This window comes from Halomonas stenophila (genome assembly GCF_014192275.1).
GTDB lineage: Bacteria > Pseudomonadota > Gammaproteobacteria > Pseudomonadales > Halomonadaceae > Halomonas > Halomonas stenophila.
In genome coordinates this window covers 704,272-729,375 of the sequence record NZ_JACHXR010000001.1, presented here as the reverse complement: position 1 = coordinate 729,375, position 25,104 = coordinate 704,272, and the positions used below count along the sequence as shown (strand labels likewise).

21 protein-coding genes are annotated in these 25,104 nt (G+C 68.9%); 5 read left to right on the top strand and 16 right to left on the bottom strand.

The window, feature by feature from the left end; genetic code table 11:
- Positions 1 to 9 precede the first annotated feature (9 nt).
- From FHR97_RS03250 to osmF, 7 genes are all read right to left on the bottom strand, one after another.
- Positions 10 to 1,641, bottom strand: a complete 1,632-nt coding sequence (locus FHR97_RS03250) for a dihydrolipoyllysine-residue acetyltransferase (RefSeq protein ID WP_183382297.1) — start codon at positions 1,639 to 1,641, stop codon at positions 10 to 12.
- A 169-nt stretch (positions 1,642 to 1,810) separates the two neighbouring features.
- Positions 1,811 to 2,788: an alpha-ketoacid dehydrogenase subunit beta gene (locus tag FHR97_RS03245; RefSeq protein WP_183382296.1), complete on the bottom strand. Its 978-nt coding sequence runs from the start codon at positions 2,786 to 2,788 to the stop codon at positions 1,811 to 1,813.
- Position 2,789: 1 nt separating this feature from the next.
- Positions 2,790 to 4,013, bottom strand: a complete 1,224-nt coding sequence (locus FHR97_RS03240) for a thiamine pyrophosphate-dependent dehydrogenase E1 component subunit alpha (protein WP_183382295.1) — start codon at positions 4,011 to 4,013, stop codon at positions 2,790 to 2,792.
- 313 nt (positions 4,014 to 4,326) lie between these two features.
- Positions 4,327 to 5,085, bottom strand: coding sequence for an ABC transporter permease (locus FHR97_RS03235; protein ID WP_246403700.1), 759 nt, complete (start codon positions 5,083 to 5,085; stop codon positions 4,327 to 4,329).
- Positions 5,078 to 6,022: an ABC transporter ATP-binding protein gene (locus tag FHR97_RS03230; RefSeq protein WP_183382294.1), complete on the bottom strand. Its 945-nt coding sequence runs from the start codon at positions 6,020 to 6,022 to the stop codon at positions 5,078 to 5,080. The genes FHR97_RS03235 and FHR97_RS03230 overlap by 8 nt, the downstream gene beginning before the upstream one ends.
- Positions 6,019 to 7,185 (bottom strand): ABC transporter permease subunit, encoded by a 1,167-nt coding sequence (locus FHR97_RS03225; RefSeq protein WP_183382293.1) that lies wholly within the window; start codon positions 7,183 to 7,185, stop codon positions 6,019 to 6,021. Before FHR97_RS03225 ends, FHR97_RS03230 begins: the two co-directional genes overlap by 4 nt.
- 8 nt (positions 7,186 to 7,193) lie before the next feature.
- Positions 7,194 to 8,108: a glycine betaine ABC transporter substrate-binding protein OsmF gene (osmF, locus tag FHR97_RS03220; RefSeq protein WP_183382292.1), complete on the bottom strand. Its 915-nt coding sequence runs from the start codon at positions 8,106 to 8,108 to the stop codon at positions 7,194 to 7,196.
- A 95-nt stretch (positions 8,109 to 8,203) separates the two neighbouring features.
- Between osmF and FHR97_RS03215 the strand changes: the two genes are divergently transcribed.
- Both FHR97_RS03215 and FHR97_RS03210 read left to right on the top strand, forming a co-directional pair.
- The gene (locus tag FHR97_RS03215) at positions 8,204 to 9,181 is read left to right on the top strand and encodes a DUF1853 family protein (RefSeq protein WP_183382291.1); all 978 of its coding nucleotides are present in this window, start codon (positions 8,204 to 8,206) and stop codon (positions 9,179 to 9,181) included.
- 591 nt (positions 9,182 to 9,772) lie between these two features.
- Positions 9,773 to 10,039: a hypothetical protein gene (locus tag FHR97_RS03210; protein ID WP_183382290.1), complete on the top strand. Its 267-nt coding sequence runs from the start codon at positions 9,773 to 9,775 to the stop codon at positions 10,037 to 10,039.
- 8 nt (positions 10,040 to 10,047) lie between these two features.
- On the opposite strand, the gene cysS is transcribed toward FHR97_RS03210, so the two are convergent.
- Both cysS and FHR97_RS03200 read right to left on the bottom strand, forming a co-directional pair.
- Positions 10,048 to 11,439 (bottom strand): cysteine--tRNA ligase, encoded by a 1,392-nt coding sequence (cysS, locus tag FHR97_RS03205; protein WP_183382289.1) that lies wholly within the window; start codon positions 11,437 to 11,439, stop codon positions 10,048 to 10,050.
- Between the two features lies 1 nt (position 11,440).
- Positions 11,441 to 13,120, bottom strand: coding sequence for a glutamine--tRNA ligase/YqeY domain fusion protein (locus FHR97_RS03200; protein WP_183382288.1), 1,680 nt, complete (start codon positions 13,118 to 13,120; stop codon positions 11,441 to 11,443).
- 233 nt (positions 13,121 to 13,353) lie between these two features.
- Here FHR97_RS03200 and FHR97_RS03195 point away from each other — a divergent pair, with 233 nt between their 5' ends.
- Positions 13,354 to 13,860: a peptidylprolyl isomerase gene (locus FHR97_RS03195; RefSeq protein WP_183382499.1), complete on the top strand. Its 507-nt coding sequence runs from the start codon at positions 13,354 to 13,356 to the stop codon at positions 13,858 to 13,860.
- A 49-nt stretch (positions 13,861 to 13,909) separates the two neighbouring features.
- Positions 13,910 to 14,674: a UDP-2,3-diacylglucosamine diphosphatase gene (locus FHR97_RS03190; RefSeq protein ID WP_183382287.1), complete on the top strand. Its 765-nt coding sequence runs from the start codon at positions 13,910 to 13,912 to the stop codon at positions 14,672 to 14,674.
- A 6-nt stretch (positions 14,675 to 14,680) separates the two neighbouring features.
- Here FHR97_RS03190 and FHR97_RS03185 read toward each other — a convergent pair whose 3' ends face one another.
- Positions 14,681 to 15,739 (bottom strand): methylenetetrahydrofolate reductase, encoded by a 1,059-nt coding sequence (locus FHR97_RS03185; protein WP_183382286.1) that lies wholly within the window; start codon positions 15,737 to 15,739, stop codon positions 14,681 to 14,683.
- Positions 15,726 to 16,226 carry a methylenetetrahydrofolate reductase C-terminal domain-containing protein gene (locus tag FHR97_RS03180; protein ID WP_246403697.1) on the bottom strand — a complete coding sequence of 167 codons (501 nt, stop codon included), beginning with the start codon at positions 16,224 to 16,226 and terminating at the stop codon, positions 15,726 to 15,728. The genes FHR97_RS03185 and FHR97_RS03180 overlap by 14 nt, the downstream gene beginning before the upstream one ends.
- 409 nt (positions 16,227 to 16,635) lie before the next feature.
- Between FHR97_RS03180 and folD the strand changes: the two genes are divergently transcribed.
- Positions 16,636 to 17,568: a bifunctional methylenetetrahydrofolate dehydrogenase/methenyltetrahydrofolate cyclohydrolase FolD gene (folD, locus tag FHR97_RS03175; RefSeq protein WP_183382285.1), complete on the top strand. Its 933-nt coding sequence runs from the start codon at positions 16,636 to 16,638 to the stop codon at positions 17,566 to 17,568.
- Positions 17,569 to 17,599: 31 nt separating this feature from the next.
- Here the strand turns inward: folD and FHR97_RS03170 are convergent, their stop codons facing one another.
- From FHR97_RS03170 to clpX, 5 genes are all read right to left on the bottom strand, one after another.
- A complete protein-coding gene (locus FHR97_RS03170; RefSeq protein WP_183382284.1) occupies positions 17,600 to 18,619 on the bottom strand; it encodes a CobW family GTP-binding protein in 1,020 nt (339 codons plus the stop codon).
- Between the two features lie 163 nt (positions 18,620 to 18,782).
- Complete coding sequence (locus FHR97_RS03165) at positions 18,783 to 20,603, bottom strand: SurA N-terminal domain-containing protein (RefSeq protein ID WP_183382283.1); 1,821 nt, start codon at positions 20,601 to 20,603, stop codon at positions 18,783 to 18,785.
- Between the two features lie 182 nt (positions 20,604 to 20,785).
- Positions 20,786 to 21,058: an HU family DNA-binding protein gene (locus tag FHR97_RS03160; protein WP_183382282.1), complete on the bottom strand. Its 273-nt coding sequence runs from the start codon at positions 21,056 to 21,058 to the stop codon at positions 20,786 to 20,788.
- A 178-nt stretch (positions 21,059 to 21,236) separates the two neighbouring features.
- Complete coding sequence (gene lon, locus FHR97_RS03155; protein WP_183382281.1) at positions 21,237 to 23,645, bottom strand: endopeptidase La; 2,409 nt, start codon at positions 23,643 to 23,645, stop codon at positions 21,237 to 21,239.
- Between the two features lie 167 nt (positions 23,646 to 23,812).
- Complete coding sequence (gene clpX, locus FHR97_RS03150; protein WP_183382280.1) at positions 23,813 to 25,093, bottom strand: ATP-dependent Clp protease ATP-binding subunit ClpX; 1,281 nt, start codon at positions 25,091 to 25,093, stop codon at positions 23,813 to 23,815.
- Between the last annotated feature and the right edge of the window lie 11 nt (positions 25,094 to 25,104).

The following is a 25,104-nucleotide window of genomic DNA, read 5'->3' as shown; positions in this document are numbered from 1 at the left end:
CCGGCGCGCCTAGCGCAGCGCCAGCAGCATGGTTTCCGGCGCCTCGAGGTAGCCCTTCCAGGCATTGCAGAACCGCGCGATGGTGCCGCCATCGATCAACCGATGGTCGCCGGCCCAGGTCACGGTCATGATCGCCCGGCGGGTCACCTCGCCCGCCGCGTCGAAGCGCGGCAGCCACTGGGTCTTGCCGATGGCCACGATCGCCACCTCCGGGGCGTTGATGATGGGCGCGGCATAGGTGCCGCCCAGGGCACCGATGTTGGAGATGCTGATGGTGCCGCCCTGGAGGTCGGCCTGGGCCACCCGGCCCTCGCGGGCCTCGCCGGTGAGACGCTGGATCTCCCGGGCCACGTCCAGCACGCTCAGCGTCTCCACGCCCTTGACGTTGGGCACGATCAGCCCCGCCTTGCCGTCCACCGCCATGCCGATGTTGCAGGACGGCAGGTAGTGGATCTCGTCGGCGGCCTCGTTGAGGCGGCTGTTGAGGATCGGGAAGTCCTGGATCGCCAGCGCCATGGCCTTCATGAAGAAGGGCATCAGGGTGAGCCGGGCATCGCGCGCCTCGGCCTCGGGCTTGAGCCGCTCGCGCAGCGCCAGCAGCGCGGTGGCGTCGATCTCCTCGCCGTACTGGAAGTGCGGGATGGTCGTGGCCGATGCCACCATGCGCTTGGCCATGGCCGCGCGCACGCCGCGCAGCGGCTCGACGCGGATCTCGCCCTCCTCCGGGGCCCGGCGGGAAGCCGGCGCCGCCTCCGGGGTCGGCTGGGGCGCCTCGGCGGGACGCCCCCCGCCGCCCTCGACCACCGCCATCACGTCCCCCTTGAGCACCCGGCCGTCCTTGCCGGAGCCGGGGATGTCCTCCAGGCGCAGGTCGTGCTCGCGGACCAGGCGGCGCACCGCCGGGCTCGCCGGGATGCGTCCATGGGCACCGCGGCCGCCACGGCTCGCGGGAGGGGCGCTCGGCGCGGCGGGCTCCTGGCGCACCGGCGCCGGGCTCGCCTCGGCGGAAGCGGCGGCCTCGCCCGTCTCGTGGCCACCCTCGGGCACATAGGCGAACAGCGGCGCATGGACCCTGGCGATCTCGCCCCTGGCGACGTGCAGCCGGCTCACCCGACCCGCCTCGGGGGCGGTGATTTCGACCATGGCCTTGTCGGTCATCACGTCGACCACCGGCTGGTCCTCGGCGATCGCCTCGCCCTCGGCCACGCGCCACTCGACCACCTCGCACTCGACGATGCCCTCGCCGATATCCGGCAGGATAAAGTCCTTGGCCTGGCCTGACTGGGCAGGCGGCTGGCTGCCGCTCGCCGGCGCGGCCTGGGGCTCGGCTTCCGCCTTCGCCTCCGGCGGCTCGCTCGGCATAGCCTCGGTGGCGTCGCCAGCGGACGCGGCAGTCGCCGCCTGGCCCTCGGCCTCGTAGGCGAACAGCGGGGCATGGACCTTGGCGATCTCGCCCTTGCCCACGTGCAGCCTGGTGACCCGGCCCGCCTCGGGGGCGGTGATCTCGACCAGTGCCTTGTCGGTCATTACCTCGACCACCGGCTGGTCCTCCTCGATGGCATCGCCCTCGCTGACGCGCCATTCCACGACTTCGCACTCCACGATACCTTCACCGATATCGGGCAGCTTGAACTCGGTCATGTGATCTCTCCTGTCCTGAGAGAATGCTGACAATTGACTGCGCTCGGCCATGCTGCGTTGAAACCAGCCGCAAAATGCTCATTTACCGACTCGTAAACTGCGCTTTTTTGGCTGATTTCGCCTTGCCTGACCATCGCTCGTGACTTTTGTCAGCATCCTCTAAATCGGCTTAGTAATTCACGCTGGCGCGAATGGCCTCGAAGATCTTGAGGTGGTCCGGCAGGTACTCCTTCTCCAGCGTCAGCGGGAAGGGGGTATCCAGGCCGGTCACGCGCATGATGGGCGATTCCAGGTACAGGAAGCAGCGATCCTGGATGGCGGCGGCGATCTCGCCGGCGAAGCCGCCGGTGCGCGGCGCCTCGTGGGTGACCACCAGGCGGCCGGTCTTGAGCACCGACTCGGCCACGCTGTCCTCGTCCCAGGGCAGGATGCTGCGCAGGTCGATCACCTCGCAGGAGATGCCCTCCTTCTCGGCCAGCTCCACGGCGCGCTCGATGACCTCCATCTGGGCGCCCCAGCCCACCAGGGTGACGTCGCTGCCTTCCTTGGTGACCTCGGCCTCGCCGATGGGCAGTTGGTAGTCCTCCTCGGGCACCTCGCCGGTGGAGGCCCGGTAGAGGCGCTTGGGCTCGAAGAACAGCACCGGGTCCGGGTCGCGGATGGCGGCCAGCAGCAGGCCCTTGGCCTCGTAGGGATTGCGCGGCACCACGACCTTGAGGCCGGGGGTATGGGCGAAATAGGCCTCCGGAGACTGGGAGTGATAGTGACCGCCGGAGATCCCGCCGCCGTAGGGCGCCCGGATGGTCAGCCCGCCGACGTTGAAGAGGTCGCCCGAGCGGTAGCGGAACTTGGCGGTCTCGTTGACGATCTGGTCGAAGGCCGGAAAGATGTAGTCGGCGAACTGGATCTCGGCCACGGGCACCGAGCCCTGGGCGGCCAGGCCGTTGGCGAAGCCGACGATGCCCTGCTCCACCAGCGGCGTGTTGAAGCAGCGCGCCCGCCCGTACTTCTCCTGCAGGTGGCTGGTGGCGCGGAAGACGCCCCCGAAGCCGCCCACGTCCTCGCCGAAGCACAGCACCTTCTCGTCCTCGGCCATGGCGATGTCCAGGGCGTTGTTGATGGCCTGCAGCATGTTCATGGTCGGCATCTCAGGCCCCTCCCTTGTCGGAGGCCGCATCGTCGCCCTGGCTCAGTCCGGGATCCAGGGACCGGGCGCCCCGCGGATAGGCATCGGGGTAGCGGCGGATATGCGCCTTGAGGGCGTCGAGCTGGTGCTGCAGGGCCGGCGTGACATCGGCATAGACGTCCGTGACCAGGCTGTCCAGGGGCGGCGGCGGGCGCTTCTCGGCGCGCTTCATGGTCTCCAGGACCTCGCGACGCAGGCTCTCCTGGAGGGCCTTCTCCTCCTCGTCGTCCCACCAGCCCTGGTCGTCCATCCAGCGCCGCATGCGCAGGATGGGGTCCTTCTCGCGCCAGGCCTCCTCCTCCTTGCGGGAGCGATAGCCGGAGGGGTCGTCCGAGGACGAGTGGGCGGCCAGACGATAGGTCATCGCCTCGATCAGCACCGGCTTGTTGTGCTCCACGGCGATTCGCCGGGCCTCTTGGGTGGCCCGGTAGACCGCCAGGATGTCGTTGCCGTCGACGCGGATCACGTGCATGCGATAGCCGAAGGCCCGCGGCGCCACCCCGTCGGCGGCGAACTGCTCGATGGCGGGCGTGGAGATGGCGTAGCCGTTGTTGCGACAGAAGAAGATCACCGGCACCTCGTGCACCGCCGCCATGTTCAGCGCGGCATGGAAGTCGCCCTCGGAGGCGGCCCCCTCGCCGAAGAAGGTGACGGTGCAGTGGCCGTCGCCGGCCAGCTTCTGGCCATAGGCATAGCCCGTGGCCTGGGGGATCTGGGTGGCCAGCGGCGAGGAGATGGTCATGTAGTGCAGTTTGCGCGAGCCATAGTGGATCGGCATCTGCCGGCCCTTGCCGTAGTCCAGCTCGTTGCCGAACAGCTGGTTCATGAACTCGTCGATGCTGAAGCCGCGGTAGACCAGGGCGCCCTGCTCGCGGTACTGGGCCATGATCATGTCGGCGTCGTCGAGCGCCGCGGTGGCGCCGATCACGGCGGCCTCCTCGCCGGTGCACTGCATGTAGAAGGAGAGACGCCCCTGGCGCTGCGCGGCCATCATGCGCTCGTCGAGCACCCGGGTGGTGATCATCGCCTGATAGATGCGCCGGGCCAGCTCGCGGTCGAGGTCCGGGGCCTCGGCGCCCTCGTAGAGGGTGCCCTCCTGGGTGAGGACCCGATAGGTGGGAATGCTGAACTCGTCCCCGGCCAGGAATTCCGGCACGTGGATATCTCGCGTTGTGGTCATCGTCATGATCCTTACCCCTTTTGAGGGCAGTGTTGTCTCTATTCTTTCGGATCGCCAGGGGATTGCCCCGGCGCCGATCAACGCAGCGATATTGACGTTAACGTAAACTGCGATTATTGGATAGTCCCGATTTGGTCGGTTTCGCCCCCATGGCGAGGCGTCGGTCGGTCGGCTCAGCGAGCCCGCGAGCGCACCCGACGAACGAACCAGACTATCGTGCCTCCGCCATGTCGGATGCGCCTTCGGCGTAGACGACCCACGACAGTGCCTCCCCGCGCTTGCCCGGAATCCCGGAAGATAACGGTATAACACCACCGGGTCAGCGCGGGGCGGCGGGCTGCAGGCGGGCGAAGAGGCTGTCGACGGTGAGCGCCAGCAGGCCGATCAGCACCGCGCCCTGGAGGACATAGGCGGTATTGCCGTTGACGATGCCCGAGATGATCGGGTCGCCGAGGTTGCTGGCGCCCACCGTGGCACCGATGGCCGCGGTGGCGATGTTGATGGTCACCGAGGTGCGGATGCCGGCGAGGATCACCGGCGCCGCCAGGGGCAGCTCGACCTGGCGCAGCAGCTGTCCGCCGGTCATGCCCATGCCCCTGGCCGCCTCGCGCACGCCCGGGTCGATGCCCTCGATCCCGGCCAGGGTATTGCGCACGATGGGCAGCAGGCCGTAGAGCACCAGCGCCACGATGATCGGCAGGGTGCCGAAGCCCAGCACCGGCACGGCGAGCGCCAGCACCGCCACCGGCGGGAAGGTCTGGCCCATCGAGGCCAGCTGGGCCACCAGCGGCAGGAAGTCGCGCCCGCCGCGCCGGGTCACGGCCACCGCGGCCCCGACGCCCAGCAGGATCGCCAGCAGTGCCGCCACGCCCACCACCTGCAGGTGGCGCCCGAGCAGGACGAGGAAGTCGGCTCGGGCGTAGATGACCGCCCGGCTGTCGGGCTCGACCAGGCGGAACAGGCCCTCGAACCGCGCCATGCCCAGGCAGGCGCCCAGCAACAGCAGCAGCCAGAGGGCGGGCGCCAGCCAGCGGCGCCCCGCCCGCACCGCAGAGAGCCTCGCCGGCCCCCTACTCATGGCCCCGGGCTCCCACCAGCCGCCGCAGCGACAGCTCGCCGATGGGGTTGTCGTCGTCGTCAACCACGGTCAGGCGCTCGGCATGCCGCCACAGCATGATCGACAGGGCCTCGCGCAGGCTGGCGTGCTGGCCCACCCGCTCCCGGGCCAGCCCCCGGGGGTCCAGCGGCAGCATTCGCTCGCTCACCGGCAGCAGGGCCGCCTCCTTGAGGCCGCGGTCCTCGCCGCCGAGCAGCGAGGCCACGAAGTCGTCGGTGGGCTCGCGGAGCAGCGCCAGCGGGCGGCCCTGCTGGCGGATGCGCCCCTGGTGCATGACCACCAGGCGGTCGGCCAGGTGCAGGGCCTCGGCCATGTCGTGGGTGACGAAGACGATGGTCTTCTGCAGCCGGGCCTGCAGGGCCCGCAGTTCCTCCTGCAGGGTCTCGCGGGTGATCGGGTCCAGGGCGCCGAAGGGCTCGTCCATCAGCAGGATATCGGGATCCGCGGCCAGCGCCCGGGCCACCCCGACCCGCTGGGCCTGGCCGCCGGAGAGCTGGCTGGGGTACTTGCCGGCGAACTCGTCCACGGCGAGGCCCAGCAGGGCCATCAGCTCCTCCACCCGCTCGCGGACCCGCCCCGTCGGCCACTTGAGCAGCCGCGGCACCAGGCCGATGTTGCGCTCCACCGTCCAGTGCGGGAACAGGCCGGTACTCTGGATCGCATAGCCCATGCGTCGGCGCAGGGTCTCCTCGCGGAAGGCGCGGATCTGCTGGCCATCGATATGGATCTCGCCCTCGCTGTGCTCGATCAGGCGATTGATCATGCGCAGCGTCGTCGACTTGCCGCAGCCGGAGGTGCCCACCAGCACGCAGAACTCGCCCCTGGCCACGGACAACGAGATGTCCTCCACCGCGGTCTCGGCCCCGAAGCGCTTGGTCACGTGGATCAACTCGATCATCTCGCCCCTCCCGGGCGCAGCAGGTCGGTCAGGGCGCCGAGCAGGGCATCGGCGAGCAGGGCCATCACCAGGATCGGCAAGGCGCCGAGCAGCACCAGGTCCATCGCCGCCTGGCCCAGGCCCTGGAAGATGAAGGTACCGAGGCCGCCGGCACCGATCAGCGCGGCCACCGCGGTCAGCCCGATGGCCTGCACCGAGGTGATGCGGATGCCCTCGAGGATCACCGGCAGCGCCAGCGGCAGGCGCACCTGGCGGAACACCTGGCCACGGCTCATGCCCATGCCGCGAGCCGCTTCGATCACCCCGGGATCGACCTCGTCCAGGGCGACGAAGGTGTTGCGCACCATCGGCAGCAGGCTGTAGCCCACCAGCGCCAGCAACGCCGGCGCCCAGCCGATGCCGCTGACGCCGAGGGCCGCCAGCCACTCGACGTTGGCGGCCAGCCAGGCGAGCGGCGCCAGCAGCAGGCCGAACAGCGCCAGGCTGGGAATCGTCTGCAGGAAGTTGAGCACCCCGAAGCCGACCTTCTGGACGCCGGGCCAGTGACGCATGGCCAGGGCCAGCCCCACGCCCAGCACCAGGCTCACCGTCACGGCCACGCCGACCAGCAGCAGGTGCTCGCCGATGGCGCCGAGGAACTGCTCGCTGCGCCCCCGGTACTCCTGGCGCAGGGCCAGGGGCTCGAGCCACAGGGCCAGGCAGGTCGCCAGGCTCGCCAGCGGCGCCAGCAGCAGTGCCCAGCCCAGCGCCCGCGACAGGGCCAGCCGGCTGCGCAACTCGATCACCGCCAGCAGCAGCAGGAAGAGCGCGACCCAGACCCCGGCGCCGATGCCCATGCGGGCCTGAGGCAGCTCGGGGTCGACCCGGTTGGCCGCGGCCAGCGCCAGCCAGGCGGGCAAGGCGGCCAGCATGACCACCACCAGCCCCAGCGCCAGCCGCAGCCTGCCCGGTGTGGGTCGCCCGGCCAGCCAGAGCCCGGCCAGCAGGGGCAGCAGACTCACCGCCAGGCCGGCGAGACCGGCGACCTCCCAGGCGGCGACCCCGCTGCCGGGCACGATGCGGTTGGGCGCGACGCTCACGGCATCCAGGCCGACCCAGGCGACCAGGGTGGCCAGCAACAGGCTGGCGAGGACGATGTTGGGGCGGGTCCTGTCCCGGCGCACCCCGGGCCTCACTCGTCCAGGGTGGCCAGGAAGTCCGCGGCGACCCGGGCCGGATCGCGTCCGTTGACGGCGACGTCGCCGTTGAGGCGCTGCAGGGTGTCGCGATCCAGCGCCGCGAAGACCGGGGCCAGCAGGGACTCGATCTCGGGATGGGCCTCGAGCACGGCCTGCCTGACCACCGGGGCCGGCTGGTAGACCGGCTGCACGCCCAGGCTGTCGTCCATCACCACCAGGTCCAGGGCCTTGAGGCCGCCGTCGGTGCCGTAGGTCATGGCGGCATTGACGCCGCTGGTCTGCTGGGCGGCGGCACGCATGGTGGCGGCGGTGTTGCCGCCGGAGAGCACCAGCAGCTGTGGCTCGGAGAGCGCGAAGCCGTACGCCTCCTGGAAGGCCGGCAGGGCCTGGGGCGACTCCACGAACTCGGCACTGGCGGCCAGCTTGAACTCGCCCCCGCCGTCCAGGTAGGTGGCGAGGTCCTCGAGGCTCTCCAGGCCGTGCTCCCGGGCCAGCTCGCCGCGGACGCTGATCGCCCAGGTGTTGTTGGCATCCGCCGGGGCCAGCCAGACCAGGCCATTCTGCTCCCGATCCTTCTGCTTGACGGTCTCGTAGGCCTGCTCGGCGTCCTTCCATACCGGGCTGTCGGCCATGTCGAAGAAGAAGGCGCCGTTGCCGGTGTACTCGGGGTAGAGGTCGATCTCGCCGGCGGTGAGGGCCCCGCGCACGATGCTGGTACCGCCGAGCTGCAGGCGGTTCTCGACCTCGATGCCGCCGGCCTCCAGGCGCTGCAGGATCAGCTGCCCCAGTACCGAGCCCTCGGTGTCGATCTTGGAGGCGACCACCACCGGGTCCTGGGCCTGGGCCGCGGCAAGGGTCATCAGGGTGCCGGCCGCGACGGCGGCGAGACGCGTCAGTACTGGCTTCATGGTTACCACCCACTTCCTTATTGAAGGTATCCTGAGTGTAAGGCCTGTACAGCTTGGCTGTCAGAACGACATCTCAACGCCGGGAACCAGAGCGCATGCCGCCCGACGGGCTTCACGACATCATCGACCGCTGGCAACACCCGCTGGTACGCGACCTGGCCTGGCTGCTGCAGGCTCCGGACCTGCTCACCCTGAACCGGCCCGGCCGTCCCGAGCCGGCCCAGCTGGGCCTGGGCGGCGACGATGCCCTGGCCGACTACCTGGGTCATCTGGAGGCCCGGCCCGAAGAGTTCGAACACTTCATCGGCGACACCCTGAAGGGCCGCATGGGCCATTATCATGAGCGGCTGTGGCAATTCCTGCTCGACACGGCACCGGCCACCCGCCTGTTGGCCCATAACCTGCCGGTGATCCGCGAGCGCCGCACCCTGGGGGAGCTCGACCTGGCCTATGCCGAGGCACAGGACCCCACCCCGGTGCACCTGGAGGTGGCCATCAAGTACTACCTGGGCCTCCCCGAGGGGCCCGGCGACGATGCCGACCAGGCCCGCTGGATCGGTCCCGGGGGCCTGGACAGCCTGGCCATCAAGCGCGCCCATCTGGAGCGCCACCAGTTGCCGCTGGCCCACTCCCCGACGGCCCGCCAGGCGCTGGCCGAGCGGCTGGGCGGGCCGGTCCCGCACCTCCGGCAGCGCCTGGCGATGCCCGGGGTGCTGTTCTACCCCTTCCATGCCTCGCTACCCCCGCCCCGGGATGCCGCCCCCGACCACCATCGCGGGAAATGGCTGTACTGGCGGGACTGGTCGCGGCTCCACGACGCGCTCCCCGAGGGCACTCGCGGGGCCTGGCTGTGCAAGCCTCACTGGCTCGCCCTGCCGCTCCCGGAGCACCTGACCTCGCTGCCGGTGCTGGAGCACTGCCTGCGGCTGCACTTCGCCGGCGGCGGAGCGCCGGTACAGCTCGGCCTGTGCCTGCCCGGGAAGGGAGCGCCGGCGGAGTGGTGCCGGATCTTCGTGGTCGACGACGACTGGCCCCGCCAGATGCCCCTGCCCCCGGCGGCCGAGGCCCCTTGACCCGCCGTGAAGGACCACGCCCGGCACGGCACCGGCTCTCTTCCCGCCGCCATCCTGTCGCGCCCCTCACCGACGGCAGGCGCACGACAAGGTTAAAGAATGCTATAGTAAGTTAAACGACGTTAAAAAAAGTTACCAAAAGTTACAGCACGCTGTTTACAAACAGCGTTTTTATACTACTCTTGAGGACAAGGGGCCGAGGGTTGGGCCGTCCCGGCACTGGATGAGTGCCTGCCCTCTCGCTCTGATGACCGGCGACCGAGAGTCGCTCCCATGGCCGCCAAGCCGTTCGGAGAAAAGCAATATGAACCAGGTATTGCTGTTGACCCATAACCCCCGAGAGAAACGCCCGATGCGCCGGACCGCACGCACCGGGCAGCTCCCCCGGACGCGCCCCCGCTCTCATCACAGGGGGGACGTCGGCTGCCTCTCCCATGTCCCCACGAGGATCTGGGGCCTGCGGATCCGGCCAACGCCAAGCGCAGACGCGATTGCCACTCGCTCTGTCACGGGCTGGAAGCCCCCACCTGCAGATCTGGAAAGCCCACTGAGCTCTCGCCCGGCACGGGTAGTCAACGGAGGAACGTCCTCATGAACATCGGAACGCCGCTCGCCCCTCGCTGGCGGCATGTCCATGCCGACTGGTGGAGGGACAATCGGGGCAACGACATCCATCGCGTCGAAATCGATGACGATGCGCTCTACCACTGCCATCTCGCCGGATCGCGGCTCCCCTGGAATGCGGTGGCCAGGAGCCTGGACGAGGCCATGGCCGTCGTCGACGAAGGGCCGAACGCCCCGGCCCCCCGTCATACGTCGCGCGAGAAACCGGGGACGGGTACCGATCACGTCGTGTAGGGCGGGCCTCACCCCTCCGACGCCTCGAGCACCCAGGAGGTGCCTTCGCGGCCGTCCTTGAGCACGATGCCGAGCGCGGCCAGCTCGTCCCGGATGCCGTCGGCCCGGGCGAAGTCGCGGGCCTTCTTGGCCTCGGCCCGGGCGGCGATCCGCGCCTCGATCTCGGCCTCGGGCAGCGGCAGCTCGGCCACCCCCCCCTGGAGGAAGGTCGTCGGCGCCTGCTGCAGCAGACCCAGCACCTCGCCCAGCCGCCTGAGCTCGGCGGCCAGCGCCGGCGCCTGAGCCGGGGCCTCCTTCTTGGCCCGGTTGAGCTCCCGGGCCAGGTCGAAGAGCACCGACATCGCCTCGGCGGTGTTGAAGTCATCGTCCATGGCGGCGACGAAGCGCCGGTCGAAGGACGCATCCACCTCGCCCTCCTGCGCCTCCACGTCCGCCAGGGCGTTGTAGAAACGCTCCAGGGACTTGCGGGCATCGGCCAGCGACTCGGGGGCATAGTTGATCGGGCTGCGGTAATGGCTCGCAACCAGCAGGTAGCGCACCACCTCCGGATCATGGTGCGCCAGCACCTCGCGGATGGTGAAGAAGTTGCCCAGCGACTTGGACATCTTCTCCTGGTCCACTCGCACGGCGCCGGCGTGCATCCAGGTGTTGACGTAGGGCTTGCCGGTGGCGGCCTCGCTCTGGGCGATCTCGTTCTCGTGGTGGGGGAAGGTCAGGTCCGGCCCGCCACCGTGGATGTCGAAGGTCTCGCCCAGGCAGCAGGTGGACATCGCCGAGCACTCGATGTGCCAGCCGGGGCGTCCCGCCCCCCAGGGCGACGGCCAATTGGCCTCGCCGGGCTTGGCCGCCTTCCACAGCACGAAGTCCAGCGGGTCCTCCTTGTGCTCGTCGACATCCACCCGGGCGCCGGCGCGCATCTCGTCCGGGTCGCGGTTGTTGAGCTTGCCGTAGCCCTCGAACCGGCGCACCCGATAGTAGACGTCGCCGTTGTCCGCGGCGTAGGCGTAGCCCTTGTCGATCAGCGCCTGGATCATGGCGACGATCTCGTCGAGATGCCGGGTGGCGCGGGGCTCGCTGTCCGGTCGCAGCACCCCGAGACGGCCCTCGTCCTCGTGCATGGCATCGATCATGCGGTCGGTGAGCGCCTCGATGGTCTCGCCGTTCTCGTCGGCCCGCTTGAGGATCTTGTCGTCGATGTCGGTGATGTTGCGCACATAGGTGACGTCATAGCCGCGCGCGCGCAGGTAGCGGGTGATGACGTCGAAGGCCACCATCACCCGGGCATGGCCCAGGTGGCAGTAGTCGTAGACGGTCATGCCGCAGACGTACATGCGCACCTTGCCCGGGTCGATGGGCGTGAAGGTTTCCTTGCGCCGGGTGAGCGTGTTGTAGATCTGCATGTCAGCCCTTCTTCTTGATCTTCGCCCAGGTGTCCTTGAGCCCCACGGTGCGGTTGAATACCAGCTTGTCGGGCGCGGAGGCATGGCGGTCGGTGCAGAAGTAGCCCACCCGCTCGAACTGGAAGCGGCTCTCCGGCGCCGTGCCGGCCAGGCTCGGCTCGGCGACCCCCTGCACGGTGACCAGCGACTCGGGATTGAGGTGCTCGAGGAAGTCGGCATCCCTGTCCTTGTCCGGCTGCTCGACCTGGAAGAGGTTGTCGTAGAGCCGCACCTCCACGGGCACGCCATGGGGGGCGCTGACCCAGTGGATCACCCCCTTGACCTTGCGGCCCTCGGGGTTCTTGCCCAGGGTGTCGAAGTCCACCGAGCAGCGCAGCTCCTCGATCTCGCCGTTCGCGCCCTTGACCACCTCGTCGCAGCGGATCACGTAGGCATTGCGCAGGCGCACCTCCTTGCCCGGGGCCAGGCGGAAGAACTTCTTCGGCGGCTCCTCCATGAAGTCGTCCTGGTCGATGTAGAGCTCCCGGGTCAGGGGGATCCTGCGAGTGCCCATGTCCTCGCGGGCCGGGTGGCCGGCCACCTCGTAGACCTCCTCATGATCCTCGGCCACGTTGGTCAGCACCACCTTGAGGGGCTTGAGCACGCACATGGCGCGCGGCGCGTTGTCCTCGAGGTCGGAGCGCAGGGCGTGGGTCAGCATGGCGATGTCCACCAGGCCGCCGTCGGCCCGGGTGACGCCGATCATCTCGCAGAACTTGCGGATCGAGGCCGGCGTATAGCCACGGCGCCGCATCCCGGAGATGGTCGGCAGGCGCGGGTCGTCCCAGCCGTCGACGATGCCCTCGTCCACCAGCAGCTTGAGCTTGCGCTTGGAGGTCAGGGTGTAGTTGAGGTTGAGCCGGGCGAACTCGATCTGGCGCGGGCGGGCCGGCACCGGCAGGTTGTCCAGGAACCACTCGTATAGCGGCCGGTGATCCTCGAACTCCAGGGTGCAGATGGAGTGGGTCACGCCCTCGATGGCATCCGACTGGCCATGGGTGAAGTCATAGGACGGATAGATCTTCCACTTGTCCCCGCTCTGGTGGTGATGGGCGTGGCGGATGCGGTAGAGGATGGGATCGCGCAGGTTGATGTTGGGGGCGGCCATGTCGATCCTGGCCCGCAGCACCTTCTCGCCCTCGGCGAACTCGCCGAGGCGCATGCGCTCCAGCAGGTCGAGGTTCTCCTCCACGCCGCGCTCGCGATACGGGCTCGGCCGACCCGCCTCGGTCAGGGTACCGCGATACTCGCGCATCTCCTCGGGCGAGAGGTCGTCGACATAGGCCTTGCCCTCGCGCACCAGGTGCTGGGCCCAGGCGTACAGCTGGTCGAAGTAGTCGGAGGCGAAGCGCACCGGCCCCGCCCACTCGAAGCCCAGCCAGCTGACATCCTCCTTGATGGCGTCGATATAGGCCTGCTCTTCCTTCGCCGGGTTGGTGTCGTCGAAGCGCAGATGACAGTCGCCACCGAACTGCTCGGCGAGCCCGAAATTCAGACAGATCGACTTGGCGTGGCCGATGTGCAGGAAGCCATTGGGCTCCGGCGGGAAGCGGGTGACGATCTTCCCCTGCCGGCCGGCCTCGACCTCCTCGCGAATCTGGTTGCGAATGAAGTTCGGCGCGCTGGTGGTCTCGCTGGTCATGTTGATAGGGCAACCTCTGGTTGAACGCGGGCCTGTCGCCGCGACGCCGGCGCCTCCGGGCCCGGCTTCGCGCATCGACGCAAAAGGGCTATTATAGCGCCACGTGCCCATATGGCGCCAAGGCATCCCGCTTCACGACCAGGACAGTCACCGCCGGACTCGACGAGGGGCGCCGGCCCCCTTCCCACGGCGATGGCTCTGGCGACAATGACAGGAAACGAAAGGAAACCATGATGATCATCTTGCAGACCAACTTCGGCGATATCACCATCGCGCTCAACCACGAGAAGGCGCCGAAGACGGCAGCCAACTTCGAGCAGTACGTCCGCGATGGCTTCTACGACAACACCCTCTTCCACCGCGTGATCGACGGCTTCATGGTGCAGGGCGGCGGCTTCGACCACGACTTCAACCAGAAGCCGACCCGCGAGCCCATCGAGAACGAGGCCGACAACGGCCTGGCCAACACCACCGGCACCCTGGCCATGGCCCGCACCCAGGACCCGCACTCCGCCAGCGCCCAGTTCTTCATCAACGTCGCCGACAACGACTTCCTCAACCATCGCGGCAAGAACATCCAGGGCTGGGGCTACTGCGTGTTCGGCGAGGTGGTCGACGGCATGGACGTGGTCGAGCGCATCAAGGCCGTGCCGACGACCCGCCGCGGCATGCACGCCGACGTGCCCGCCGATGACGTCGTCATCCAGCGCGCCTACGTGAAGGACGACGCCGAGGCCTGAGCCTTCATCGCCCCACGCTTCTCACGCACCCGACGCCGCAAGAGCCGCCATGTCCACCCTGCTGATTTCCGACCTGCACCTCCATCCCGGCGCCCCCGCCATCACCGAAGGGTTCCTGGCCTGGCTCGACCGCCGTGCCAGGGGCGCCGAGGCCCTGTACATCCTCGGCGACTTCTTCGAGGCCTGGATCGGTGACGACCTGCTGGACCTCGGCGAGGCCGACCCGACCGGCAATGCCGCCCTGGCGCGGCGCATCGCCGGCGCCCTGAAGGCCCGCGCCGACGACGGCACCGCCATCTACCTGATGCACGGCAATCGCGACTTCCTGCTCGGGGAACGCTTCGCCGACGAGGCCGGGGCTCGGCTGCTGCCCGACCCCAGCGTCGTCACCCTCGGCGACGAACGGGTGCTGCTGATGCACGGCGACAGCCTGTGCACCCGGGACGAGGCCTACATGGCCTTCCGGTCCCGGGCCCGGGACCCGCAGTGGCAGGCGCAGATTCTCGCCATGCCGATCCCCGAGCGACTGGCGCTGGCGAAACAGCTGCGCGACCAGTCCGGCGAAGCCAACTCCAACAAGGCCGAGGACATCATGGACGTCACCCCGGACGAGGTCGTCGAGGCCCTGCGCGAGCACGGCGTGACCACCCTGATCCACGGCCACACCCATCGCCCCGCCGTCCATCAACTGGAGCTCGACGGCACCCCGGCGCGGCGCATCGTGCTGGGCGACTGGCAGCCGGACCGGGGCTGGGAGATCGAGGTCGCCCCCGGGCAGGCGCCGGTACTGCGCGACGTTGCCCTCGCCGGCTGAGCGCCACTAGCCGGAGGCGACCGCGTCCACGTCCGCCTCCGGCGCCTCGGGGTTGAGCTCGGCGGGGTTGTCCCGCCCCGGATACCAGGGCACGCGTCCCTCGAGCACCCCGGTCTCCTCGATGATCCGTGCCACCGTGTGCTCCTGGCGGTAGGCCATGATATGGGCACCGCTCACCCCCTCGATCTCGCGCACCTCGGCGAGGATGTCGCAGCACAGCCGCTCGCCCTCCGCCCGCTGGTCCCGGGCGCCCTCGAGCCGCCGGATCACGGCATCGGGGATATGCACCCCGGGGACGTGCTCACGAATCCAGCGCGCGCTGCGGGCGGAGGCCAGCGGCCCCATGCCCACCAGCACGAAGGCGCGGTCGGGCCCCTCGAGCACGCCCAGGTCCGCGATCTCGGCCATGAAATCGCGCAGCCGTGGGGGATCGAAGCAGTACTGGGTCTGGATGAAGCGAGCGCCGGCGGCCACCTTCTTGGCCAGCCGACGTGCCCGCCAGGACTGCGGAGGCACGAAGGGGTTCTCCGCCGCCCCGAGGAAGATCCGGGGCGGGTCGGTGATCGCCCGGCCACTCTCGAAGCGTCCCTCGTCGCGCATGCGTCGGGCGACCTCCAGCAGCGACATGGAGTCCAGGTCGAAGACCGGTCGGGCCTGGGGATGGTCCCCGGCCTGGACGCCGTCCCCGGTCAGGCACAGCAGGTTGCAGGCGCCCATGGCCGCGGCCCCCAGGATCTCGCCCTGCATGGCGATGCGGTTGCGGTCGCGACAGGACATCTGGAGGATGGTGGCGTAGCCCACCCGGGTCAGCAGCGAGCAGACCCCGACGCTGGACATGTGACAGTTGGCCCCGGAGCCATCGGTGGCGTTGATGGCATCCACATAGCCGTCGAAGATCGCCGCCCGTCGCAGCACCTCCGCCGGATCGGCGGAGTCCGGCGGGTCGATCTCGGTAGTCAGCGCGAAGCGCCCGGCGCGCAGCACGCGCTCCAGGCGCCCGGGCGAGACATGGCCCGGCAGGATCGGCAGCGAATAGCCGGGAACCGGCTCGTCATCGAACTTCATGGATCCCCGACACCTCCCTGGCGTGCTCGCCGCGCATCACCTTGAGCCAGGTGGAACGCCCCTGCTCGGCGGCATCCACCGGCAGCTGCACCACCTGGATACGATCGCCGTGGCGCATGCGCCGGCTGCCCTCCCAGGCCTCCACCCAGACGCAGCGCATCTCGGGCTTCACCTCGCAGCCCCCGTCGGGGCGCACCCCGCCGCAGGGGCCGTTGCGCAGCCGCTTGGGGCAGTTCATCGGGCAAGCCATGCCGGTGGCGCTGAGCACGCAGTGCCCGCACATCTGACAGTCGAACAACAGCCCCTTGATGACCCGCTCGACCGCGGCGACCGGTCGCTCCAGCCGCTGGTGGCCCAGACGGGCCACCAGCGGCGCGAGCGCCTTGAGGACGGGCTCGAAGCCGTCATAGAGGATCTCGAAGGCCCGGGCATGGCGGACCACCCAGCGCCGCATGCGATACATGGGGTTGCCCTCGCCTTGATGCATGGCCTGGCCCCGGAGGGGCCCTTTCGATAGGCTAGGAAGCCTGACGTCGCGGCACTTCCATCAGGGCGACAATGACATAGCGCAGGACGACCGTCGCCGTGGCGATGCGCGGCGTCGCCGTCGGAATAACAGCGAAAGCGTTCTGGCCTAAGCTTTGTCTGAAAAGTCGGCGAGCGATGGCCAGACAAGGCAAAAATCGGTGAAAAGACGGAGTTTACGCGGTGTAAATGAGTACTTTGAGCCGATTTTTAACGCCGGATGGGCGAGCGCAGGCAGTTTTCAGACAAAGCGTAGACTTCCGAGGCAGGTTGAGCCCCCTCCCCCGCAGGGGAATCGCAGCTAAGCGAGGGGCGCCGGGGACAGGTCGAAGAGGGAGGCCTACGATCGACACCAGACGAACGGGAGCGAGATGGCGTTACTGATCGATGGCAAGGCTCAGGCCAGGGCGCTACGCGCGACGGTGGCCGACGCGGTACGCCGCCTCGGCACTCACCAGGGCCTCGTCCCCGGCCTGGCGGTGGTCCTGGTGGGCGACGATCCCGCCAGCCAGGTGTACGTGCGGCGCAAGGGGGAGCATGCCCGGGAGGTCGGCATGCGCTCCTTCGAGCATGCCCTGCCGGCCGCCACCTCCCAGGCGACGCTGCTCGAGCGGATCGCGCGCCTCAACCGCGACCCCGAGGTGCACGGCATCCTGGTCCAACTGCCGCTACCGGCGCATATCGATCCCGAGGCGATCATCCACGCCATCGACCCGGCCAAGGACGTGGACGGCTTTCATCCCCTGAACGTCGGCGCGCTGGCCGTGGGCGGCGAAGGCCTGGCGCCCTGCACCCCGCTGGGCTGCATCCGGCTGCTCGAGTCGCACCTCGGCGAGCTCACCGGCAAGCATGCCGTGGTGCTGGGCCGCTCGCGAATCGTCGGCCGCCCCCTGGCGAGCCTGCTGCTGAAGAAGGACTGCACCGTCACCGTTGCCCACTCGAGGACCCCGAACCCCGCCAAGATCTGCCGCCAGGGCGACATCCTGGTGGCGGCGGTGGGCCAGCCCGGGCTGGTGCAGGGGGACTGGGTCAAGGCCGGCGCCACGGTGATCGACGTCGGCATCACACGCCTCGGAGAGGGCGACAGCAGACGCCTGGTGGGCGACGTGGATGCCGCCTGCGTCTCCCGGGTCGCCGGCGCGCTCACCCCGGTCCCGGGCGGCGTCGGCCCCATGACCATCGCCTGCCTGCTGCACAACACCCTGATTGCCGCCTGTCGCCAGCACGGCCTGCCCGAACCGGACGGGGCGACCGGCCCCATGGCGCCTCGCGACGGGCTGCCCCTGACGCATCCCCACGGGTGACGCCGGCCAGCCGCCGGACCATCAGCAGCCCTCACACGCGACAGCCGGCCAGCTCGGCCTCCAGGGCCTCGGCATCCGGCAGGGTGCCGGGCGCACCGATGAGCTCGAGACGGGAATCGCGCCGCCAGTCGCTGGGCACGGCGGGCTCGTCGCCCTCGACCCGGTTGTAGCTCCACCAGCCATCGGCGGCATGGAAGACGCCCTTGACCCGTACCCCGGCGGGAAGCGCCGCCAGGCACGCCTCCAGCGCCGGGCGCGAGAAGACCTCCTCGGCATGCCAGCGCCAGCCCAGGCTGACGTGATCGAGCGCCCTTCCCGTCTCCCTGACCGGCGCCCCCGGCATCGGTGAGCGCTCGCCGTCTGGCGCGCCCCCCGATGCCTCGAGCAGGGCCCGGTGCGCCGCCGGGCGGTAGACCATGCCTCCCAGCTGGTGGCGGCCGGCCGACGCCGGCCGGCGGGCATCCGGCAGCCGCCCATGGGGCGCCTCCTCGATCCACGCCACCGCCCCGTCCAGCTCGGCGATCCAGCGCCGGGCGGCGGCGACCTGGGCCGCGCTGGCCAGATCGGTCATGGTCAGGGCGACGCCGTCGGCGAGCGCCAGCTGGTCGCGGAAGGTCTGGTGGTGCCTGGCCCGAGGATCATCGAGACGCCGGGGATCGAGCACCGCGATGACCTCCTGGAGCCTGAGCACGTCGGCGAAGGCCTCGCCGCGCAGCAGCTCCAGCAGCCCGCCGGGATGGCCGAGCCCCGAGGGTTCGATGATCAGGCGGTCCGGACGCTCGCGGCGCAGCAGCTCGACCAGCGTCGCCTTCAGGACCACGGCCAGCTGGCAGCACAGGCAGCCGCCCGGCAGCGCCTTGACCACCACGTCGTCGCGCCCGGCCAGCAGCGCCTGGTCGATGCCCACCCGGCCGAACTCGTTGATCAACACCGCCCAGCGCTCGCCCGCGGGCTTGCCGGCCAGCCAATGGCGAATCAGCGAACTCTTGCCGCCGCCCAGGAAGCCGGTGACGACGTGGACAGGAATGTCGGCGAGGGGTGTCGGGGTCATGGCATGCCTCCCTGCGAAACGGTTGACGAAATCGGCCCGGGAGCCGGGAGCGCGTCGGGGCCCGGCGAGCGTTGGAAGCCCATCAAGATAACGGTATAACATCCCGGGACGAAAAAGGGGGCCGCGGCCCCCTCTCTCGCTCCCTGCGAGGCCGGGCCGGCCCTCAGGGCCGGGTGATCTCGGCCTGGTCGCGCAGGTGGTCCAGCAGGCCGGTGATGGCCGCCTGGGAGCGCAGCTGCTCGGCCATGCGCGCCACGAAGGACTCGATCTGCGCGTCGGGCTCGCCCTCGGTCACCTGCTCCAGGGCGATCAGCACCACGCGCTGGCCATCCACGGCGTGGCCATAGACGGTCTCGCCGTCGGCCGGATGCGGCAGGCGGAAGACGCTCTCGATCACCGGCTCGGCCAGGTCGCTGCCGGCCTGGCGGCTCAGGGCGTCCTCACGCTGCCAGTCGAGGTCCAGCGACTCGCCGTCGCGCAGGGAAGCGAGCATCTCCTCGGCCCTGGCCTCGAGGGCCTGGCGAGCCTTGCGCGCCTCGACGGCCTCGACGACCCGCTCGCGCACCTCCTCGAGCGGCAGGGTGGTGGCCTCTCGATGCTCGAGGACGCGCAGCACCATGCGCCGGTCCTCGTCGAGCTCGATCACCTCGCTGTTGAAGCCCTCCTCCAGCACGTCCGGCGAGAACGCCTGACGCATGACGCCGGGCTCGGCCAGCACGCCCTGGGCCCCGTCGCGACCGATCCAGTCGCTCTCGTGCCGCTCGAGGTCGAGGCTCTCGGCCACGCTCGCCAGGTCCTCGGCGGCGAAGCTCTCGTCGATCAGCCGCTGGGCCCGCTCGTTGAAGGCATCGCCGACGCGCTCCATGGCGACCCGGCGGGCCAGGCGATCCCGAGCCTGCTCGAAGGACGGGCGATCCAGCTCGGTAACCTTGACCAGGTGCAGGCCGTTGTCGGTCTCGACGATATCCGAGACCTGCCCTTCGGACAGGGCGAAGGCCGCCTCCTCGAAGGCCTCGCCGAAGAAGCCGCGGCTGATCACGCCCAGGTCGCCGCCGGCATCGCTGGTGGAGGCGTCGTCGGAGAATTCGGCGGCCAGGTCGGCGAACGCCTCGCCCTCGGCCAGCCGCGCCTGGACCTCCTCCAGGCGCGCGACGGCCTCGTCGCGGGTCCGCTGGTCGCCGAAGGTCACCATGATATGCGAGACGCGGCGATCGGCGCCGGCGGCCTCGGCCTGCCAGGCCTCGCGCAGGGCCGCCTCGTCGACCTCCACGTCCTCGGCCATGCGCTGGCGGTCCAGCACCACATAGGCCAGGCGCACCTGCTCGGGACGCTGGTAGTCGCCGGCATGCGCCTCGTAGTAGTCGCGCAGCTCGTCATCGCTCACCGCGGGGGCCGACTCGAGGTCGGACGGCACCAGGGCATGGTGGCGGAAGGTGCGGGTCTGGCGCTGCAGCGCCGCCAGGCGCGCCTGCTCGCTGTCCAGGCTGAACTCGCTCATGGCCAGGCCCTGCTGCAGCTGGCGACGCTTCATGTCGACCCTCAGCTGCTGACGGAACGACAGCGGCGTGAAGCCGGCGCTGGCCAGCCGGTTGCGGAACAGCTCACGGTCGAAGCGCCCCTCCGCGTCCTGGAACTCCGGCAGGCCGACGATGAGCTGGTCGAGCTGTGTCTCGGACAGGTGCAGCCCCCCCGTTTCGGCGTACTGGGTGAGCAGCCGGTCGGTGACCAGGCTATCGAGCATCTGGGCGCGCAGCTGGCGCTCCTGCTCCGGTGGCACCTGGCCGCTGCGGATGGCCCGCTGGACCTCGAGCTCCAGCTGCTGGCGGGTGATCGGCTCGCCGTTTACCTCGGCGACCGTCTCGCCATCGCTGCCCAGCAGGCCGACCAGCGACTCCACGCCGAACAGCGCCATGGTCACGACCACGGCGCCGATGATGATCTTGGCACCCCAACTGGTGGAGCGGTCACGAATACTTTGCAGCATGCAGGCCTCTGCGGATCAAGTGTGTCGGGTCGCGCCACATTATACGCATCCGGGTCGGGGTCGCGACCGTGGAAGGGACGACCCGGAGGCGCAGGGCGCGGCCAAAAAAAGAAACAGGCGCACCGCTTCCGCGGTGCGCCTGTTCTGGATCAGTCGTCAATGACTGGGCAAGCGGCGCTGCCTCAGTTGACGGAATCCTTGAGCGCCTTGCCGGCCTTGAAGCTCGGCACCTTGGCGGCGCTGATCTCGATCGGCTCACCGGTCTGCGGGTTGCGCCCGGTGCGGGCCGCACGCTCCTTGACGGTGAAAGTGCCGAAACCCACCAGGGAAACGCTGTCGCCCTTCTTCAGGCTGTCGGCCACGGTGTCGACCATGGCATCCAGCGCGCGAGAGGCGGCTGCCTTGGGAATGTCGGCAGACGCGGCAATGGCTTCGATCAGCTCGGATTTGTTCACACTTCACCCCTTGACTGTTTCGTAAATTGGCTCTAATCGGCGAGACTTACGGCTGACTGACGCGATCACAGCATGGCGGTAATTTATAGCAATGCGATAAAAGGCCTGTCAAGCAAGCATCCCTGACAATCCCCATCATGCCGGGATTCCTGCCCCGACATGATGGCAAAAAATGTCATCAGTGCGTGCTGATCATCGAGTGAGATGAGGCGACATCTTCCGCTCGAGATTCATCACTTTTCTGGCCCGACTTTTCAGCCAGGGCAACCTCGAGAACCTCATCGATCCAGCGAACAGGCCGAATATCAAGAGCTTCCTTGATGTTATCCGGCACCTCCTTCAAGTCGCGGCGATTCTCCTCCGGGATAAGCACGGTCTTTATACCACCCCGCCTGGCGGCCAGCAATTTCTCCTTGAGGCCACCGATCGGCATCACCTCGCCGCGCAGGTTGACCTCACCGGTCATGGCCACGTCGCAGCGCACCGGCCGGCCCGTGTAGGCGGAGATCATGGCGGTGACCATGGCGATGCCGGCGCTGGGACCGTCCTTGGGCGTGGCCCCCTCGGGCACGTGGATGTGCAGGTCCTCCTTCTCGAAGCGCTCGGGGTCGACACCCAGCGACAACGCCCGGGCCCGCACCACGGTGTGGGCGGCGCTCACCGACTCCTTCATGACATCGCCCAGCGAGCCGGTCTTGTTGATGCGCCCCTTGCCCGGGGTCACCACCGACTCGATGTTGAGCAGCTCGCCCCCCACCGAGGTCCAGGCCAGGCCGGTCACGCGCCCCACCTGATCCTCCTGGTCGGCCAGGCCATAGCTGTAGCGGCGCACCCCGGCATAGGCCTCGATGTCCGCAGCCGACAGGCAGACCGGGGCCTGGGCGCCTTCCTTGCCCTCCTTCTCCAGGCGCTCGCGCAGCACCTTGCGGCAGACCTTGGCGATCTGGCGCTCGAGCTCGCGAACCCCGGCCTCGCGGCTATAATAGCGGATCAACTCGAGCAGCGCGTCGTCGGCGAAGGACAACTCGTCGTCCTTGAAGCCATTGGCCTTGAGCTGCTTGGGCACCAGGTAGCGCCTGGCGATGGCCAGCTTCTCGTCCTCGGTATACCCGGGCAGGCGGATGACCTCCATGCGGTCGAGCAGCGGCCCGGGAATGTTCATCGAGTTGGCGGTGCAGATGAACAGCGTCTCGGACAGGTCATAGTCCAGCTCCAGGTAGTGGTCGCTGAACTTGTCGTTCTGCTCCGGGTCGAGCACCTCGAGCAGCGCCGAGGCCGGGTCGCCGCGGTGATCCATGCCGATCTTGTCGACCTCGTCGAGCAGGAACAGCGGGTTCTTGACCCCGGCCTTGCTCATGCGCTGGATCATCTTGCCGGGCAGCGAGCCGATGTAGGTACGACGGTGGCCGCGGACCTCCGATTCGTCGCGCACCCCGCCGAGCGCCAGGCGCACGTACTTGCGGTTGGTGGCCCGGGCGATGGACTGGCCAAGCGACGTCTTGCCCACCCCGGGCGGCCCCACCAGGCACAGCACCGGCCCCTTGAGCTTCTTGACCCGCTTGTGCACGGCCAGGTACTCGAGGATGCGCTCCTTGACCTCCTCGAGCCCGTAGTGATCCTCGTCGAGGACCCGCTGGGCATGGGCCAGGTCATGGCGCACCCGAGTGCGCTTCTTCCAGGGCACCGAGACCAGCCAGTCCAGGTAGGAGCGCACCACCGTGGCCTCGGCCGAGGACGGCGACATCATGCGCAGCTTGCCCAGCTCCTGCTTCGCCTTGTCGGCCGCCTCCTTGGGCATGCCGGATTCCTCGATGGCCTGCTCGTACTTGTCGGCCTCGTTGGGCACGTTCTCGAGCTCGCCCATCTCCTTCTGGATGGCCTTCATCTGCTCGTTGAGGTAGTACTCGCGCTGGGACTTCTCCATCTGGTCCTTGACCCGCGAGCGGATGCGCTTCTCCACCTGCAGCAGGTCGATCTCGGACTCGATCAGCGCCATCAGGTGCTCGATGCGATCCCGCACCCGGTCCATCTCGAGCAGTTGCTGCTTGTCGTCGATCTTCAGCGACAGGTGCGCGCAGATGGTGTCGACCAGGCGGCTGGGGTCCTCGATGCCCGACAGCGAGTTGAGCACCTCGTTGGGCACCTTCTTGGACATCTTGACGTACTGCTCGAACTGGTTGAGCAGCACGCGGACCAGGGCGTCCTGTTCGCGCTCGGACAGCGGCTCGCTCTCGCGCAGCGCCACCTCGGCGCGGCTGTAGCCGGCGTCGACGGCCAGGATGTCGCGGATATCGGCCCGGGACTCGCCCTCGATCAGCACCTTGACCGTGCCGTCGGGCAGCTTGAGCAGCTGCATGATCTCGGCCACGGTGCCGATGGCGAACAGATCCTCGTTGTCGGGATCGTCCTTGCTGGCCTCGCGCTGCGCCACCAGCAGCACGCGCTTGTCGGCCTCCATGGCGGCTTCCAGCGCCTGGATGGACTTCTCCCGACCGACGAACAGCGGAATGACCATCTGCGGGTAGACGACCACGTCCCGCAGCGGCAAAAGGGGCAGACTCAGGGTCTGTTCGGCGTTCTGCTGCATCGCAGACGTTCCTCAAACGATCAATGGGATACCAGGGGAGTGGGGGCGCCGGCGCGGCATTACAAGGCCGGCGCGGCGGCGGCGCAAAGAAAAGGGCCGCCTGGGCGGCCCCTTTGCTGGGCAGGCTGGCGGGCGCCCCGACGCATCGGGACCGGCGCCGCGTCGGCCTAGCCGTCGGTACCGTCGACCCGCGGCTGCTCCTGCTGGGAATAGATCAGCAGCGGCTCGCTCTCGCCGGCGATCACCGAGGCATCGATCACCACCTTGCTGACCCCCTCCAGGGACGGAATCTCGTACATGGTGTCGAGCAGCACCGACTCGAGGATGGAGCGCAGGCCGCGGGCCCCGGTCTTGCGGGCCATGGCCTTGCCGGCCACCGCGCGCAGGGCGTCCTCGCGGAAGTCGAGCTCCACGCCCTCCATCTCGAACAGCCGGCCGTACTGCTTGACCAGCGAGTTCTTCGGCTCGGTGAGGATCTGGATCAGCGCATCCTCGGTGAGCTCGGTGAGGGTCGCGATCACCGGCAGGCGGCCGACGAACTCGGGGATCAGACCGAACTTGACCAGGTCCTCGGGCTCCACCTCGAGCAGCAGGTCGCCGACGCCCTTGGTCTCGTCCTTGCTCTTGACCTCGGCATTGAAGCCGATGCCGCCCTTCTCGGCGCGATCCCGGATCACCTTGTCGAGGCCGGCGAAGGCGCCGCCGACGATGAACAGGATGTTGCCGGTGTCGACCTGCAGGAACTCCTGCTGCGGATGCTTGCGCCCGCCCTGGGGCGGCACCGAGGCAGTGGTGCCCTCGATCAGCTTGAGCAGGGCCTGCTGCACGCCCTCCCCCGAGACGTCCCGGGTGATGGAGGGGTTATCCGACTTGCGCGAGATCTTGTCGATCTCGTCGATGTAGACGATGCCGCGCTGAGCCTTGTCGACGTCATAGTCGCACTTCTGCAGCAGCTTCTGGATGATGTTCTCGACATCCTCCCCCACATAGCCCGCCTCGGTCAGGGTGGTGGCGTCGGCGATGGTGAACGGCACGTTGAGCAGCCGGGCGAGGGTCTCGGCCAGCAGCGTCTTGCCGCTGCCGGTGGGCCCGATCAGCAGGATGTTCGACTTGCCGAGCTCCACCTCGTCGCCCTTCACGCCGTAGCGCAGCCGCTTGTAGTGATTGTAGACCGCCACCGACAGCACCATCTTGGCGCGGTCCTGGCCGATCACGTAGTCGTCGAGGGTGTGACGAATCTCGCGGGGGGCCGGCAGACGCTCCTCGTCGCTCTCGGCATCGGCATCGAGCACCTCCTCGCGAATGATGTCGTTGCACAGGTCGACACACTCATCGCAGATATAGACGGACGGGCCGGCAATCAGCTTGCGCACCTCGTTCTGGTTCTTGCCGCAGAACGAGCAGTACAGCAGCTTGCCGCCTTCGTCCTTGCCTTTGCCGTCGGCCATTCGCGTACCTC

Excerpts from the sequence above, each read along its gene's own strand:
- FHR97_RS03250 (WP_183382297.1), bottom strand. The coding sequence starts at position 1,641 with ATGACCGAGTTCAAGCTGCCCGATATCGGTGAAGGTATCGTGGAGTGC.
- FHR97_RS03245 (WP_183382296.1), bottom strand. The coding sequence starts at position 2,788 with ATGCCGACCATGAACATGCTGCAGGCCATCAACAACGCCCTGGACATC.
- FHR97_RS03240 (WP_183382295.1), bottom strand. The coding sequence starts at position 4,013 with ATGACGATGACCACAACGCGAGATATCCACGTGCCGGAATTCCTGGCC.
- FHR97_RS03235 (WP_246403700.1), bottom strand. The coding sequence starts at position 5,085 with ATGAGTAGGGGGCCGGCGAGGCTCTCTGCGGTGCGGGCGGGGCGCCGC.
- FHR97_RS03230 (WP_183382294.1), bottom strand. The coding sequence starts at position 6,022 with ATGATCGAGTTGATCCACGTGACCAAGCGCTTCGGGGCCGAGACCGCG.
- osmF (WP_183382292.1), bottom strand. The coding sequence starts at position 8,108 with ATGAAGCCAGTACTGACGCGTCTCGCCGCCGTCGCGGCCGGCACCCTG.
- FHR97_RS03215 (WP_183382291.1), top strand. The coding sequence starts at position 8,204 with ATGCCGCCCGACGGGCTTCACGACATCATCGACCGCTGGCAACACCCG.
- FHR97_RS03210 (WP_183382290.1), top strand. The coding sequence starts at position 9,773 with ATGAACATCGGAACGCCGCTCGCCCCTCGCTGGCGGCATGTCCATGCC.
- cysS (WP_183382289.1), bottom strand. The coding sequence starts at position 11,439 with ATGCAGATCTACAACACGCTCACCCGGCGCAAGGAAACCTTCACGCCC.
- FHR97_RS03200 (WP_183382288.1), bottom strand. The coding sequence starts at position 13,120 with ATGACCAGCGAGACCACCAGCGCGCCGAACTTCATTCGCAACCAGATT.
- FHR97_RS03195 (WP_183382499.1), top strand. The coding sequence starts at position 13,354 with ATGATCATCTTGCAGACCAACTTCGGCGATATCACCATCGCGCTCAAC.
- FHR97_RS03190 (WP_183382287.1), top strand. The coding sequence starts at position 13,910 with ATGTCCACCCTGCTGATTTCCGACCTGCACCTCCATCCCGGCGCCCCC.
- FHR97_RS03185 (WP_183382286.1), bottom strand. The coding sequence starts at position 15,739 with ATGAAGTTCGATGACGAGCCGGTTCCCGGCTATTCGCTGCCGATCCTG.
- FHR97_RS03180 (WP_246403697.1), bottom strand. The coding sequence starts at position 16,226 with ATGCATCAAGGCGAGGGCAACCCCATGTATCGCATGCGGCGCTGGGTG.
- folD (WP_183382285.1), top strand. The coding sequence starts at position 16,636 with ATGGCGTTACTGATCGATGGCAAGGCTCAGGCCAGGGCGCTACGCGCG.
- FHR97_RS03170 (WP_183382284.1), bottom strand. The coding sequence starts at position 18,619 with ATGACCCCGACACCCCTCGCCGACATTCCTGTCCACGTCGTCACCGGC.
- FHR97_RS03165 (WP_183382283.1), bottom strand. The coding sequence starts at position 20,603 with ATGCTGCAAAGTATTCGTGACCGCTCCACCAGTTGGGGTGCCAAGATC.
- lon (WP_183382281.1), bottom strand. The coding sequence starts at position 23,645 with ATGCAGCAGAACGCCGAACAGACCCTGAGTCTGCCCCTTTTGCCGCTG.
- clpX (WP_183382280.1), bottom strand. The coding sequence starts at position 25,093 with ATGGCCGACGGCAAAGGCAAGGACGAAGGCGGCAAGCTGCTGTACTGC.